The following is a 15,010-nucleotide window of genomic DNA, read 5'->3' on the forward strand; positions in this document are numbered from 1 at the left end:
AGGGAGTCATAAGTATTATTACTGCTAATAATTGAATGAAAAGCACAAGCACATATCGCTAAGATATTGTTTCAATTCATCTCACTCTCCTAAAAATTCTCTTTATGGCCGACATGGTGAATGCCACAAGGCGGGGAGCATTAACACATTTTGAGGTTCAGAGTGAAGCAAAGTGGCACGAACAACTTAAAACAGCTCAGGAATTGAACTTATATTTTTGAATTAGGTAGAAATTTTATTCGATTTTGTTAAATTGCTATCCTTTAAGGAGTATGTTTTATTTTCCAATTGCTTGAAATTGGGGTATATTCGCGCAAGGTTTATTCATTGGTATTTACAATGCTTCAAAGTATGACGGCTTTCTCACGAGTGCAAAAGCAGATTGAAGAGGGTCATTTTTGTTGGGAAATCAAGTCAGTTAATCATCGTTATCTTGATGTTTCATTTCGTTTGCCTGAATCGTTCCGATTTATAGAACCACAATTACGCTCTTTATTGCGAGATAAGATAAATCGAGGGAAATTGGAGTGCCAGCTGAAATATCAAGATACAAGTTCCAATAATCAGTCTATGCTTATAAATATAGGCATGGTAAATGCATTAGTGAATTTAGGGGAGAAACTTTCCATATCACACCATTTGCCGAACGATTTAGGGGTTAGTCGTGTTCTTTCTTGGCCTGGTGTAGTCCAAGCCAGTGTACCTGATGTGGAGGCTTTAGCAGAAAGCGCGCTGTCCTTATTTAACGAAGCGATTGAGCAATTAAGGCAGATGCGGTCTACTGAGGGTGCTGCATTAAAAGCGCACGTGGAGACACGGTTAAGTGAATTGGGTCGAGAAATTAAGCATGCTCGCTCTATAGTATCAACACAAGCAGAGCAAGTTAAAGATAAGTTATTGACCCGGCTGCACTCAGTGAAGATGGAGGTTCAGGATTCACGAGTAGAACAGGAAATTGCTTTAATTTTGACTCGTATTGATGTGAGTGAGGAACTCGATAGATTAACGACTCATCTTGATGAAGTGAGTCGGACGTTAAATTGCGATAAAATAGCAGGCAGACGTCTTGATTTTTTGATGCAAGAATTAAATAGGGAGGCGAATACGCTAAGTTCAAAGTCTGACTCTGTGGATTTAACTCAGAGTGCGGTGCAAATGAAAGTTTTAATTGAACAAATGCGTGAGCAAATTCAAAACATTGAGTGAGTATTATTGTGGGTGATTATTCGGGTAATTTATTTATTGTTGCAGCACCTTCTGGGGGAGGCAAAACAAGTTTAGTAAAAAAGTTAGTGGAGTCCCTTGAGGATATCGAGGTATCCATTTCGCATACGACGCGAGCCATGCGACCTGGTGAACAGCATGGGGTGAATTACTTTTTTATTGATGAAAATGAATTTATACGTATGATTGATGAGAGTGCTTTTTTAGAGCACGCCTGTGTCTTTAATCATTTGTATGGCACATCGATGAAGCAAATTACCGAGCGTTTGCAAAAAGGTATCGATGTGGTGTTGGATATAGACTGGCAAGGAGCGGAACAGATTAGACGTTCCTTTCCAAATGCGGTGAGTATTTTTATTGTACCGCCATCTTTAGATGTTTTAAAACAACGATTATTAGATCGTCGGCAAGATAAGGATGAAGTGATTAGTGATCGGATGAGAAAAGCGCAAGATGAATTGAGCCATTATCCCGAGTTTGATTACTTAATCGTTAATGATAATTTTGAAAAGGCGGCGATGGAATTGGAGGCGATTGTTATTGCAAACCGCTTACGTATTGAGCGGCAGATAAATAAACAATCAAAATTGCTTTCTTTCCTGATGTCATCGCAGTAAAATGCGATGTTTTGCTACTGGAGAATGAATTATGGCGCGAGTTACCGTTGAAGATTGTTTAAAAAATGTTGCGAATCGATTTGAACTGGTTATGGTGGCTACTAAGCGTGCGCGCCAAATTGCAGTTCGAGGCGATCAACCTATGGTTGAATGGGAAAATGATAAACCTACCGTTGTGGCTTTGCGTGAAATAGCTGAAGGTTTGATTACCCCTGAAATTTTGGATAAAGAATAATTTTTAGATAACAAAATCATTTGGCTTGGGTGAAGTGAAACGGAACCCAGGCTTTTAGTTGACTAAAATGTTCCGGGTTCCGTTTCACTTCTCCTATGTAATGAATCATGAAGGATCATGATTTATTCGAGGCGTCTTAAATGGTGTGAATTTAGGGGTAAAGGGGTACGGTCATGTTAGATACTAGGGAGTACTGCGTGAGCTACTTTAAGGAGCTCGATGAAGAGCTGAAATGCTATCTTGAGCAGTCGCAAATAGAAAAATGTTATCAAGCCTACTTGGTCGCTGAAAAAGCACACCATGGTCAGATGCGTCGTTCCGGCGAGCCCTATATTACTCATCCTGTCGCAGCAGCCCTAATTCTTGCCCGAATGCGCCTGGATTATCAAACAATCATGGCGACTTTACTCCACGATGTTGTTGAAGATACTTCCGTGAGTAAAGAAGATTTAACACGCCAGTTCGGCGAAGAGATTACCTCTCTTGTTGATGGTGTTACCAAGCTGACCAAAATAAAATTCGAATCAAAAGCTGAGGCTCAGGCCGAAAATTTTCGTAAGATGGTCTTGGCTATGGTCAAAGACATCCGCGTAATTATTGTTAAACTGGCTGATCGTTTGCATAATATGAAAACTCTTGGTGCAATGCCTTATGCAAAACGTCGGCGAATTGCCATTGAAACACTCGAAATTTACGCGCCCATCGCGAACCGTTTGGGAATGCACTCGATTTATGTTGGTCTTGAGGATTTGGGATTTCAAGCTTTATATCCTATGCGTTATCGAGCGATTAAATCTGCAGTGGAAAAATCTCGTGGTAATCGGCGTGAATTAACCCAGACGATTGAACGTGATTTGCAATTGGCTTTAGCGCAATTAAATATTCCTTATGAACAAGTATTCGGTAGACAAAAGCATTTATACAGCATTTATAAAAAAATGCGCCAGAAGAAAGCCTCATTTACTGAGATTACCGATGTTTTTGCTTTCCGTGTAATTACTGAAGATATTGATTCCTGTTACCGCATTTTAGGTGCTTTACATTGTACCTATAAACCTGTTCCACAACGGTTCAAAGACTATATCGGTATTCCTAAAGCAAATGGGTACCAATCCTTGCATACCACTCTATTTGGGCCTTTTGGAGTTCCTCTGGAAGTGCAAATTCGCACGCGTGATATGGATAAAGTTGCTGATAATGGGGTGGCTGCGCATTGGATTTACAAATCATCTGGCCTTGAAGTCAATGAAGCGCAACTGCGAGCAAGAGAATGGGTACAAAGCCTCTTGGAAATGCAACGCAGCACAGGTAGTTCATTGGAGTTTATTGAAAACGTCAAAATTGATTTATTCCCGGATGAGGTATACGTTTTTACCCCGAAAGGCCATATTATGGAATTACCTAAAGGGGCGACACCTGTTGATTTTGCTTATTCAGTTCACTCTGGGGTAGGTAATAGTTGCGTGGCAGCGAAAGTCAACAGAAAATTAGTTCCCCTTAGCATTCCTTTATCCAATGGTCAGACCGTTGAGATTGTGACTGCCGCCGGTGCACATCCTAACCCGGCATGGTTAAATTTTGTAGTTACCGGTAAAGCGCGCTCTAATATCCGCCATTTTCTGAAAAGCCAACAAAACACCGAATCAATTAGTTTAGGAAAACGTTTACTTGAGCAATCCTTAAATGAACTATCCAGCGATTACGCCAAAATACCACCAGAATCATTGCAAGCGCTATTGAGTGACTTGCATTATAAAACAATCGATGATTTGCTCTATGCGATTGGTATAGGCAACCAAATGGCGATGGTAATTGCCAAAAGATTGGTAGTCAGCCAAGACTCTAATGAGTTAGACAAAGGGATTAAAACACGACCCTTGGCAATTAAAGGCACTGAGGGAATGGTGGTTCATTTTGGCGAATGCTGTCAACCTATTCCTGGTGATAACATTGTTGGAAAATTCCAACAAGGCCGAGGAATTATTGTTCATAGCAGTGATTGCACCACTTTAAAAAATTCTCGAACCAGTCCGGAGCAATTTGTTGCCTTACGTTGGGATGAACAAGTTGAAGGAGAATATTGGGTTGATATTACTGTTGATGTGATCAATGAGCGTGGGGTTTTAGCTGCGCTGGCAACTGCTATTGCTGAGTCAGGATCGAATATAGGTAATATCAATGTAGATCCACGTGATGGTCGGCATAATGCAGTTACCTTCTCAATTAGTGTTGTTGATAGAACGCATCTGGCCCGGGTAATGCGAAGGTTGCGAGCAAATAAAGTGGTGATGCGTCTTTATAGAAAAAAACAAGGGGATAATTAATGCGACCTATAAATACAAAATTGGCTCCCGAAGCGATTGGAACCTATTCACAAGCCATTCAATGTGGTGATACAGTTTATCTATCAGGACAAATACCACTTGATCCTGTAACCATGCAACTTTGCAGTGAAGACATTAAACTGCAAATTACTCAAGTTTTAGAAAATTTGTCGGCGGTTTGTGAAGCTGCTGGTGGTAGTTTGGCACATATAGCGAAATTGAATGTTTACCTTACCGATTTACGCCATTTTCCTTTAATTAATGAAGCAATGAGCCGTTACTTTGCAGCACCTTATCCCGCTAGAGCGGCAATAGGCGTCTCTGCATTACCCCGTGGTGCTCAGGTCGAGATGGACGGTATAATGGTTTTATCTTCAAAGTAAATTCATTTAAAAAGTAGTCTAATATTAGTATTGTAGTCTGGGTGAAGCGAAAGCAAAAACCTCGTCATCCAATGACAGCAAAAGGCTCGGTTTTCGCTTTGCTTTATTCAGGTTGTAACTTTATAGTCAGAGTTCGAGTATGAGTATTATTTCCCTTCATGGAGTGTCCCTCAATATTGCGGGAAATCAGTTATTAGATAATGCCGATTGGCAGATCCAACCCCACGATTGCATCGCATTAGTTGGGCGAAACGGAGCGGGTAAATCCACGCTTCTAAAACTTTTGCAAGGTGAATTGACTCCAGATAGTGGTCAAATTAATCAACTTTCTGGTTTGCGCGTTGCTGGTTTGACCCAGGAAGTTCCAATTACCGGAGAAGAGTCTGTCTATCATTTTCTAGTGAAAAGTCTTGGTGAAGTAGGCGAGGTTTTATCACGATTTAATGAACTTTCCCAATTGGGTGACATGGAAAAATTGGCCGCATGTCAGCAACAGATGGATAATTTACATGCTTGGGACAAGTTGCCCCAAATCGAAACTATGGCCAGTCGTTTAGGCATTGCCACCCACGAACGGATGAATAATCTATCAGGTGGTATGAAACGTCGTGTCTTATTGGGGGCTGCATTAATCGCAACGCCAGATTTATTACTTTTAGATGAACCGACAAACCATTTGGATATTGAAGCAATCGAATGGTTAGAGTCTTACTTGAAAAATTTCAAGGGTGCTGTGTTGTTGGTCACCCATGATAGAGAGTTTTTAAGCCAAGTATCCAATCGAATTGTGGAAATCGATAGAGGAAAGCTCTATCAGCATGATTGTGATTATGAAACCTATCTCGATAGAAGAGAATCGATTCGTCTGAGTGAACAAAAGCAAAATGATTTATTTGATAAAAAATTGGCTGAGGAAGAGGCCTGGATTCGTACAGGTATTAAAGCGCGACGAACACGTAATGAAGGTCGTGTTCGCGCATTAAAGGCTTTACGAGAAGAATATAAGGCGCGACGTAATCAATTAGGTAAGGTTAAGTCATTTTCACTTGATGTAACTCGCTCCGGCTCGGTAGTGATCGAAGCCAATCAGGTGAATTATACACTAGGCGATAAAACAATATTACGTGATTTCTCCTTATTACTGACTCGTGGGGATAAGTTTGGAATAATTGGCCCTAATGGATGTGGTAAAACGACTTTAGTACGCCTATTGCTTGGAGAATTACAGCCTGATTCCGGGCAGATAAAGTTGGGTACTTCTTTAAGTGTTGCCTACTTTGATCAACTGCGTCGGCACTTGCGTGAAGATCAAACCGTCATGTTTAATGTGGGGGATGGTGCAGATTATGTAACCATAAATGGCAAACAAAAACATGTTGCCAGCTATTTGCGCGAATTTTTATTTTCACCCGAACGATTTAATCAGCCGGTTTCTGTGCTTTCAGGTGGAGAAAGAAACAGATTATTGTTAGCCAAGCTGTTTGCTAAACCCGTCAATTTGTTGGTGATGGATGAACCTACAAATGATTTGGATATTGAAACTTTGGAGCTTCTTGAGGATATGTTAGTTGATTATCCGGGAACTTTAATATTGATTAGTCATGATAGGGCATTTATCAATGAGGTGGTGACCAGTGTCTTAGTGTATGAAGAAGCAGGGCAGTTCAATGAATTTGTTGGTGGTTACGATGAATATAAAATGCATAAGAAACAGGAACAGCGCGAACAAGGAGTCAAAGCACCCATTGTGAAACGCAATGTAGCAACCAATAAATTAAGTTTTAATGAGCAACGTGAGCTAGCTCAGTTGCCACAGAAAATTGAGCAATTGGAAGAAAAAATAGCTGAATTGCAGTTGCAAATGGCTGATCCCAAATTTTACCAACAAGAAGCTCAGGTCATAGCAAAGATAAATCAGGGCTTGGCTGAAGATGAAGCTTTATTAACCCAATTTTATGCACGTTGGGAAGCACTGGAAGATGTTGAGAAAAGGAGCTAATAAATGTTATTGACGCTCACTCTACTTGTTCTTTTTGGTTCGATTTTGGTGTTTTTTTCAGAAGAATTCATCAAAACGATTAAGAAAATTTTTGCCATAAAAGGGGCTAAGTTAATAATACCTCTCTTTGTTGCTTCCTGGTTAATCTTTTCTTTTGATTTATGGGTTTTATGGGCGATCTATTATCTGCGGGAAATGCTGCATGATATTCTGAATTATTTAGTACAAATTATGCCTTTTCAGAATTGGGCACTGCAAGTGGTACTTGTGTTCATGTTGACTTTTCTTTCCGTAGTTCCAGTACTTATTCTTGATTTTCTTTCGCGAAGAAAAACCTTTAAGAGCTACCAGCATCCTTATGTAGCATCCAGCATCATTTGGGTGTTGTCTGTCTTTTTGTTAATCATTCTCTGATCTTTTGTAAAGAAATGTAAATAATTTGTAAAGAAAGCTGCATTTTCTTAATAAAACCTTAAGTTTTCTTTTTTATACTTGCCACCGGTAGTTCGGATTTTAATAATAATAAAGGAGACTAAAGTGCACAGTAAACATCATGGTCATGATCAATATACTGGTTATCGCGGTGTAGGTTCTCAAGTTACTGTAGATTCGCATCATCATCATCAACATAATCCCTCTCCCTCTAATCCCACAGTTCACGTTCATACACCTGTTTATCCACCTATTTCTCCGGTTCGAGTAATTCCCCAAACAACAGTTGAAATATTTCCCCGCAGAAGAGGTTACAGCTATCCTCAGAGTTATTCCACAGGTCCAGGCTGGGGATCGGGAGCATTTCTCATCCTTGCTTTTGTCGTTGCGCCAATTTTCGTCCTTGCTTTAATTCTCAAACTTACTCTAGGTGCGGTTGGATTAGCTGCCACATCACTGACAGCTGCTGGAGTTACTGGAGCAAGTGCTGCAGGTGCAATGGCCTTGAGTGTCGGCACTCTTGGGACTCTTGGCATTGGTGCACTGGCTTTTTATGCAATTTTGGGATTTGCTTATTTAAGTTCCAGCGCTAAAGAATGCTATAACAGCGATAAAAACGTATTCGAGATGATTAAATCGCGTGTTGTGAATGAAGATGGACTGAGTTTTATGGGAGTCATAAAATCTATAGGTGCTGTGCTTTGGTCTCCATTTTTACTCATTGGCGGTTTGGCTGGTCAGGGTAGTAAATTTGCTGCAAAGCTGTTCCCTTCAAAATCTTCGACTGCAACAGAAAGTGAACCATGGGAACTCAAAGCATCTCCCTATTCAATGTTAACCAGCGACGAGCCTGCTAATCAATCCAGACCTCGTTCGGAGAATCAGAGAGAACCAGGTAACTTTGGTCAGGTGTTTTCCGGGGCATCAACTTTTACTGATGAAGAATCTCTGTTTAAATCTGCTACATCTTTCCCTTCATCTACATATCCTTGAAATTTATATCCTCCTGGTCGCTAGGAACTATTTAATTCAAAGTGGGGGGGCGGTTTTTGGGTTCGATGTTGCTGAACCCAAAAACCAAATTAAGAGATAGGCCATTTAATTCGTATCCTGTGAATTAAATTATACGTACCTTCAAACGTGATTGCAGTGTGTCAGCAGTCTTTTTCCCCATAAATAGCCTATAATTTAAACAAAGGTGCTTTATTGGAGTATCAAAGTGATTTCTAAGAATTCGGTCCTTTCTGCAACAGAAGCCGCCACTCCAATATGGCAAAATTTAAGCCTTACAGATCAAAAAAATATTTCAGACCGAATGGAGCAATGGTTTGCAGAGATAGAAAAACAAAATCAACCTAATAATACTGAAACAAATTCTTATTTAGCAACTCAATTTTTGTCACATTTTGGATTAAAAAATGCCTCAGAGGTATTTGATTTTCTGAAAACGACTGGCGGTAATGTGACATTAACCATGATAGCTCGAGAAATAATGAAAGAAGAGGCACGAATTGATTCGATCAGGGAACGTAATACAGAAGAAATGCTCAGCCAACAGCGACACTTGATTTTTCTTCTTATGGGAATTATTGCAGAGCGAGAAGAACTGGCTAAAAATGTAGATCAGCTTATTCGACTTGAAATCGACAAACATCTTCTAAAGGATAAACAGGAACAGAGTAAAGAAACAACCTCAGATCGCTCTCCAATTCAAATTATAGAAGATATGATTGCTCATTACGTTGAGACCATTAAAGTTTTAGATGAAAAACTGGATGAATTGGAACACCAATTAGAGCAGGTTGAAGAAGAATTACTGGCTCTCGAAGAGGAAGGGCAACGTATGGAAGCTTACCATGAGGCACTTCATACCCATATCGATATACTGGATGCGTATTTGCAACTGCCTATTTTCAAGCATCCGCAAGGAAATCCGGCCGCTTTTTCTGCACAAAGAATATCGGTTTTGGTGGACGATCTAAAACGGTATAAAGCGCAGGAAGAACTCTATAAAAGCACAGCTTCTGATGATCCCCAGGTTCATGAAGTTGAAAAAAGACGTCTCAGTAGACACATTACAACGATTGAACATGAACTGAGTGTTCATAAAGTTCATCTGAGCCAAACAACAACGAACTATGAAGAATTATTTCGCTTCGCTTTGGAACAAACCCGAGCCAAAATAAGAGAGCATCAGAGTATTCCTGGACAATTGGACCCTGAAATCGAAGGCTTAAAATTACGTGAACGAGGATTGGTTTCCGCGTTGAAAGTAATGAACAACAAAAAAATACTTCTTAATGATAAATTAGAACAAGTGTTTGATTATTCCCAAGCCCGTTTTAGTATCAAACATGAGGATGCAAAATTTCTTGTGCAAACAGATGATGGTTCTTATGCTCTGCTTCCTAAAGATAAGGATCCTAATCAATTGACTGAGGAGGACTGGTTACAAGCTAAGCGTGATTTTGAGCAAGCGAAAGAACGAATTCAAACCCCTCGCTATAATTGTCTTGAAAAAATACAAGAAAATTTGCAGAAGCATGTGCATCGCTACGAACAACATCTAAATTTAAGAGAAGTATTAAAAAACCAAAAATCAGAAATGCAACGAGCCAGAAATGAAATGGGAGAAACATTAAGGGAAACTCGTGCCCAAAAAGTATTATTAAGTAGAAATCCCGGTTTGTCACTTACTCCAAAAACAGATCCTCAGGCAAGTTATTCACAAATGATCGAGAAATTTGAATCTTTGGTATTAAAAGCACCTAAAAAAGACGATATAGAAAAAGCACGGAATATTGTCGAGAGTTCAACCATATCCCCTAAAAGCAAAGGAGAGCTTAATAAATTAATCGAACAAGTTTCGCCAGAGAAAATTATGGAATCACAGCAAAGGCTTCAATGGCTCTATAGTGCCAGACGATTAATAAAAGATACATCACCCACCCCTAATGTCGATCCGACATTGCAAAAAAAAGATTAGGCAAAACAAAACTTTTGGATTCACATGGAATTTTGTTAGGAATTGCATTCAGCAGGGATGATGAATGAGGGTATTTCGTGTATAATGCCGGCAATTTATTTTTCAGGTTGCTTTATGAATAAACAGGATTTTTACTTCGATTTACCTCCAGAATTAATAGCTCAGTATCCTTTACCAAATCGTAGTGATTCGCGTCTTTTAATATATGATCGTCAAAAAGGTGACTACGGTCATTACCAATTTCGTGAAATCGCTGATTTTTTAAACCCTGGTGATTTATTGGTAATGAATGACTCCAAAGTTATCCCAGCCCGACTTCATGGCCAAAAAACTACTGGAGGGAAGGTTGAGTTATTAGTCGAGCGAATTACGGGTGAGTTCACTTTTCTAGCTCATATTAAAGCCAGCAAGTCATTAAAATCGGGTTCAATTATTAAGCTGGAGCAAAATAAAGAAATTGAAGTTCTTGATAGGCAGGATGATTTATTCACTTGCAAAGCGGATATGGATGTCTTGACATTATTAAATGGGATAGGACACATTCCCTTACCTCCTTACATTACCCGAAATGATGAACATCTGGATCAAGACCGTTATCAAACAGTGTATGCAAAACATGAAGGATCTGTAGCGGCACCAACCGCGGGTTTGCATTTTGATGAATCGGTATTATCCAGCTTACATTCACGAGGTGTTGCAGTAGCTTATCTTACTTTGCATGTTGGGGCTGGGACATTTAGACCTGTTCGTTGCGATAACATCAAAGATCATAAAATGCATAGCGAGCGATTTACAATAAGTCCTGAACTATGTGCTGCGGTACATGCTACAAAGGCTGCAGGAAATAGGGTAATCGCAGTCGGTACAACTGCTATGCGAAGTCTTGAGAGTGCGGTCCAAAATGGAACACTTACTCCATGCAGTAGGGATACAGACATCTTTATTTACCCAGGATATGAGTTTAAGATTTGTGATGGATTAATGACCAATTTTCACTTACCTGAATCGACTTTATTAATGCTGGTTTCCGCTTTTATTGGTCATAAACAGGCAATGATGCTTTATCAAGAAGCAATTGAAAAAAAATACAGATTTTTTAGTTATGGTGACACCAGTTTATTGCTATAAATCAGGTGACTGTCTACCAAAAAGCCTCAGTGCAGCTGCTCGTCATCCCGAAGAAAGCGAGGGATTTCCATGCCGTAGCGCAGTGTCACAATGGGGGAGAGCCCGCGCTGCACTCAGGATGACGATAGTTAGCTAAATCAGGAGATTAGGAATGTTGGCTGCAGTACAGAATTTTTTACCCGTTTTAACTTCGGAAGCAGGTTTGTGCCTTACAACGGCAAATTGGCAAGAAGCAAAAGTAACCGCAGCATCTTTTTCTCTAGAACGTTTGTTGTATAAACCTGGTCAAGATGTGCTTAAAAAAATATCTGATTTGTCAGATTATCTCGTTTGGCCTGATTTTATCGTGCTGAATGCAGCATCACTCGTGGCAAATAAAGAAGGAATCTATACGCTAAAATCTCCTTATGATGGTTCTAGAATAAAATTTAATTTGGGAGATTTGATCTCTCTGATTCAGCACTTAAAACCCAATGCAGTCATTTTACCCCAACACATCACCCAAGATTTTCCACAAATTTGGGATAATTGGAATGATGCGATAGTTCCATTTATACATGTAGATGATCTCAAGAAACATACGTTGGTTAAGACGCATGGCGTTTATTTTAATGTGATGACCGAGTTGGATTGGGAACAATTAAATCGTTGGGCGCATGTACCACGTTATATCATGGGCAGTTTTGACTCCGAATTAATATGGTGCTTGCACAATAAGGGTATAGAGTTTATTGAGACCGATGAACCAGCCCAAGCAGCATTGCAAGGAAAAGTTTACAGTCGAGTAGGGGATGTCGATTTAACGGATCCAAAAACACAAATGAAATTTGAACTCATTGATGCCGATTGCGTTTGCCCTACTTGTTCCCAACAATTTACCTGCGCCTATCTGCATCACTTATTGCAACATACCCCTTTATTATGTCAGCGATTATTGATTCAACATAATGTGTTTTATGTGCAGAATCATAAATAAATTTTGCCCTTCTCCCCACAAGGGGTGAAGGTGTCCGCAGGGCAGATGAGGGCGTTATTACATCTTAATTTTTTATAATGTTTGACAGTTTTTTCCATAACAGCTAGCATTACCAACAATTGATGGCGCGGGGTGTCGTGATAAACGTCTGAGAAATACCCGTTGAACTTGATCTGGTTCATACCAGCGTAAGAACGCCTTAAAACTGAATTTCATTTTAGAACAGTTGAGCTTTTGAATGTCCTGTCATGGTGTATTAGCTCCCTTTTAGCGAGTGATTACCAACAGTGCTAATGAAGGTTAACTTCTTCAATTTAGTCTTTACGCGATATCTTTAGCCATCCTTTATTTTATCAATTAATACAAGGAGCTATGGCATGAGCGCATTATCTACAAGAACAACTTTATTACTCAATTGGTATGCAAACCCATACCATACCCCAATTTTTGTTGCTCATTCTTTAGGTTATTACCAACAGGAAGGCATAAAACTTGCAATTTTGGAGCCTAGTGATCCCAGTGATGTGACTGAAATTGTAGGTATGGGGCATGTTGATTTTGGTGTTAAAGCCATGATTCATACTTTGGCCGCTCGTGCAAAAGGTTATCCTGTGACATCAATTGGAACGCTATTGGATGAACCTCCGACCGGGCTCATCGCACTGAAGTCCAGTGGCATTAATTCATTCCAAGATATTGTCGGTAAAAGGGTAGGGTATATTGGTGAGTTCGGCAAAATCATTATTGATAATTTGGCACAATTAGCTGGTATTGATTCGGCCAGTTATGAAACAGTGCGTATTGGCATGAATGTGACTGATGCAATTTGTCGTGACCTAATTGATACCGGCATTGGTTTTATTAATTTTCAAAAAGTTGAATTGGAGCATCTGCGGGGTGAAACAGTATTTTTACGCCTGGATCAGCTAGCCGGTCTAGGTTGCTGCTGTTTTTGCTCCATTCAGTTTATTGTGCCTGAAAGGATGCTGAAAAATCCTGAAACTATTAAAGGTTTTCTCAAAGCCACACAACGCGGAGCAGCGTTTACTACCGAAAATCCAGATGAAGCTTATGAACTCTTATGTAAAACAAAGCCTCAGTTACGAACTCCCATGTATCATACGATTTTCATTCGAAGCTTGCCCTTTTTCTCGCGCACGCTTTTGAATGTAGAACGTGATTGGAATAAGGTAGGGCGTTTTGGCAAGCATTTAGGAGTAATTGATGACTCTTTCTCAGTGCATTCGTGTTATACCAATGAGCTACTGCCTAAGATGCCTCATTCTGATTTAGAGCCTATTGCATGTTGTGTGGGGGAATAATTGTGGGTTGGGCCATGGCCCAACTTTAGAGAATTTAAGCAGTATTTGCTATTCATCTTATAGTTACTTGTTGGGGCAAGGCTTAACCGACGGGATTTTATTTTTGAGTGATTTTGATTAAATGAAAAATGTTGCTGTTGTTGGTGCTGGCATCATGGGGTGTTTGCTGGCTTTGCGGTTACACAATGAGGGATGGCAGGTAACCCTATTTGAGGCAGAGAGCGCGTTCAATAATTGCAGCTACGCCGCTGCAGGTTTATTGGCACCCTGGTCTGAGCTTGATAAAGCGGAGCATGTAATTTTCAAGTTGGGCATGGAGTCAGTTGATACATTATGGAAGTCTATTTTGCATCAATTAACGGAACCGGTATATTTTCGTCAAAAAGGTTCTCTTGTGGTGCACCACCCTCAAGATAAAGCAGAATGGCAGCAGTTCAGTACACGGATTGTGAATAAATTAAGTGACTCATGTTATCAAGTGCTCACTCAAGACTCTCTGGAGCAGCTTGAACCGGAGCTGAATCATTTCCATGCAGGGTATTATTTCCCCAAAGAAGCGCAACTTGATAATCAGAGTTTATTGCTGGCACTCAAAAAACATCTTTGCCAACAAGGAGTCATTTGGCGGGACCAAACTTATGTTTCTTACATCCATTCAGGTAAAGTAGAAACAGGAAATACATCTTATTTATTTGATTTTGTTTTTGATTGCAGAGGCATTGGAGCAAAAAGCACTTTTGCAAATTTACGCGGGCTTCGTGGAGAACTGATTTGGCTTCATGCACCAGACGTGCAATTACAAAGGCCAATACGCTTCTTGCATCCAAGATATACCATTTATATTGCTCCTCGCCCGAACTCTTATTACCTTATCGGTGCCAGCGAATTGGAGACAGAAGACTCCAGTCCAATTTCGGTACGAACGACGCTTGAACTATTAACAGCTGCTTACTATGTACACCGAGGTTTTGCTGAAGCACGAATCATTAAAACGGTGACGCACTGTCGTCCCACCTTAGTGCATCATCAGCCGCGCATAAAATATGCAAAGCAACTGATTGCGGTAAATGGACTTTATCGTCATGGATTTTTAATCGCGCCTGCATTGGTAGAGGAAATTCTACGTGGACTAAAGAGCAATCAAAAAGACATTTATTATCCTGAGCTCTGGGAGGCTTATTGATGATTATTTACATAAATGATAAACCACTAACTGTAGATGCATCCAGTACGCTGCAGGCAATACTTGAACGGAAGAACGGTATTGCCGCACACGCGGCAATCGCAATTAATAATCAGTTTATCCCCAAATCAATGTTGGCGGAGACGACCTTGTGCGAGGGAGACCGTATTGATCTCATCGTGCCAATGCAAGGAGGGTAAT

The 15,010-nt window shown here is 40.1% G+C and carries 14 protein-coding genes and 1 riboswitch; all 14 genes read left to right on the plus strand.

Annotation, left to right across the window (positions count from 1 at the left end):
* Positions 1 to 339: 339 nt before the first annotated feature.
* Positions 340 to 1,206, plus strand: a complete 867-nt coding sequence (locus tag EL022_RS08195) for a YicC/YloC family endoribonuclease (protein ID WP_028382150.1) — start codon at positions 340 to 342, stop codon at positions 1,204 to 1,206.
* A gap of 5 nt (positions 1,207 to 1,211) precedes the next feature.
* Positions 1,212 to 1,841: a guanylate kinase gene (gmk, locus tag EL022_RS08200; RefSeq protein WP_028382149.1), complete on the plus strand. Its 630-nt coding sequence runs from the start codon at positions 1,212 to 1,214 to the stop codon at positions 1,839 to 1,841.
* A 31-nt stretch (positions 1,842 to 1,872) separates the two neighbouring features.
* On the plus strand, positions 1,873 to 2,076 hold the full coding sequence (rpoZ, locus tag EL022_RS08205; protein WP_010653170.1) for a DNA-directed RNA polymerase subunit omega: 204 nt from the start codon (positions 1,873 to 1,875) through the stop codon (positions 2,074 to 2,076).
* A gap of 197 nt (positions 2,077 to 2,273) precedes the next feature.
* Positions 2,274 to 4,400 (plus strand): bifunctional GTP diphosphokinase/guanosine-3',5'-bis pyrophosphate 3'-pyrophosphohydrolase, encoded by a 2,127-nt coding sequence (gene spoT, locus EL022_RS08210; protein WP_028382148.1) that lies wholly within the window; start codon positions 2,274 to 2,276, stop codon positions 4,398 to 4,400.
* Entirely contained in the window at positions 4,400 to 4,783 is a 384-nt protein-coding gene (locus EL022_RS08215) for a RidA family protein (RefSeq protein WP_028382147.1), read from the plus strand. Before spoT ends, EL022_RS08215 begins: the two co-directional genes overlap by 1 nt.
* Before the next feature lie 139 nt (positions 4,784 to 4,922).
* On the plus strand, positions 4,923 to 6,782 hold the full coding sequence (locus EL022_RS08220) for an ATP-binding cassette domain-containing protein (protein ID WP_028382146.1): 1,860 nt from the start codon (positions 4,923 to 4,925) through the stop codon (positions 6,780 to 6,782).
* 3 nt (positions 6,783 to 6,785) lie between these two features.
* A complete protein-coding gene (locus EL022_RS08225) occupies positions 6,786 to 7,196 on the plus strand; it encodes a hypothetical protein (RefSeq protein ID WP_028382145.1) in 411 nt (136 codons plus the stop codon).
* A gap of 123 nt (positions 7,197 to 7,319) precedes the next feature.
* Positions 7,320 to 8,207 carry a hypothetical protein gene (locus tag EL022_RS08230; protein WP_035901201.1) on the plus strand — a complete coding sequence of 296 codons (888 nt, stop codon included), beginning with the start codon at positions 7,320 to 7,322 and terminating at the stop codon, positions 8,205 to 8,207.
* Positions 8,208 to 8,433: 226 nt separating this feature from the next.
* A complete protein-coding gene (locus EL022_RS08235) occupies positions 8,434 to 10,200 on the plus strand; it encodes a hypothetical protein (protein ID WP_028382143.1) in 1,767 nt (588 codons plus the stop codon).
* A gap of 114 nt (positions 10,201 to 10,314) precedes the next feature.
* A complete protein-coding gene (queA, locus tag EL022_RS08240) occupies positions 10,315 to 11,328 on the plus strand; it encodes a tRNA preQ1(34) S-adenosylmethionine ribosyltransferase-isomerase QueA (RefSeq protein ID WP_028382142.1) in 1,014 nt (337 codons plus the stop codon).
* Between the two features lie 151 nt (positions 11,329 to 11,479).
* Positions 11,480 to 12,304: a queuine tRNA-ribosyltransferase gene (locus tag EL022_RS08245; RefSeq protein WP_028382141.1), complete on the plus strand. Its 825-nt coding sequence runs from the start codon at positions 11,480 to 11,482 to the stop codon at positions 12,302 to 12,304.
* A gap of 118 nt (positions 12,305 to 12,422) precedes the next feature.
* A riboswitch (TPP riboswitch) is annotated at positions 12,423 to 12,516 on the plus strand.
* 165 nt (positions 12,517 to 12,681) lie between these two features.
* Positions 12,682 to 13,626, plus strand: coding sequence for an ABC transporter substrate-binding protein (locus EL022_RS08250; protein WP_028382139.1), 945 nt, complete (start codon positions 12,682 to 12,684; stop codon positions 13,624 to 13,626).
* Positions 13,627 to 13,747: 121 nt separating this feature from the next.
* Complete coding sequence (locus EL022_RS08255; protein ID WP_028382138.1) at positions 13,748 to 14,809, plus strand: FAD-dependent oxidoreductase; 1,062 nt, start codon at positions 13,748 to 13,750, stop codon at positions 14,807 to 14,809.
* Positions 14,809 to 15,009, plus strand: a complete 201-nt coding sequence (thiS, locus tag EL022_RS08260) for a sulfur carrier protein ThiS (protein ID WP_028382137.1) — start codon at positions 14,809 to 14,811, stop codon at positions 15,007 to 15,009. Before EL022_RS08255 ends, thiS begins: the two co-directional genes overlap by 1 nt.
* Position 15,010: the final 1 nt, after the last annotated feature.

The sequence above is a fragment of the Legionella cherrii genome, assembly GCF_900635815.1.
GTDB lineage: Bacteria > Pseudomonadota > Gammaproteobacteria > Legionellales > Legionellaceae > Legionella > Legionella cherrii.

Coding starts and splice junctions, on each gene's coding strand:
- EL022_RS08195 (WP_028382150.1), top strand. CDS start 340: ATGCTTCAAAGTATGACGGCTTTCTCACGAGTGCAAAAGCAGATTGAA.
- rpoZ (WP_010653170.1), top strand. CDS start 1,873: ATGGCGCGAGTTACCGTTGAAGATTGTTTAAAAAATGTTGCGAATCGA.
- EL022_RS08215 (WP_028382147.1), top strand. CDS start 4,400: ATGCGACCTATAAATACAAAATTGGCTCCCGAAGCGATTGGAACCTAT.
- EL022_RS08220 (WP_028382146.1), top strand. CDS start 4,923: ATGAGTATTATTTCCCTTCATGGAGTGTCCCTCAATATTGCGGGAAAT.
- EL022_RS08225 (WP_028382145.1), top strand. CDS start 6,786: ATGTTATTGACGCTCACTCTACTTGTTCTTTTTGGTTCGATTTTGGTG.
- queA (WP_028382142.1), top strand. CDS start 10,315: ATGAATAAACAGGATTTTTACTTCGATTTACCTCCAGAATTAATAGCT.
- EL022_RS08245 (WP_028382141.1), top strand. CDS start 11,480: ATGTTGGCTGCAGTACAGAATTTTTTACCCGTTTTAACTTCGGAAGCA.
- EL022_RS08250 (WP_028382139.1), top strand. CDS start 12,682: ATGAGCGCATTATCTACAAGAACAACTTTATTACTCAATTGGTATGCA.
- EL022_RS08255 (WP_028382138.1), top strand. CDS start 13,748: ATGAAAAATGTTGCTGTTGTTGGTGCTGGCATCATGGGGTGTTTGCTG.
- thiS (WP_028382137.1), top strand. CDS start 14,809: ATGATTATTTACATAAATGATAAACCACTAACTGTAGATGCATCCAGT.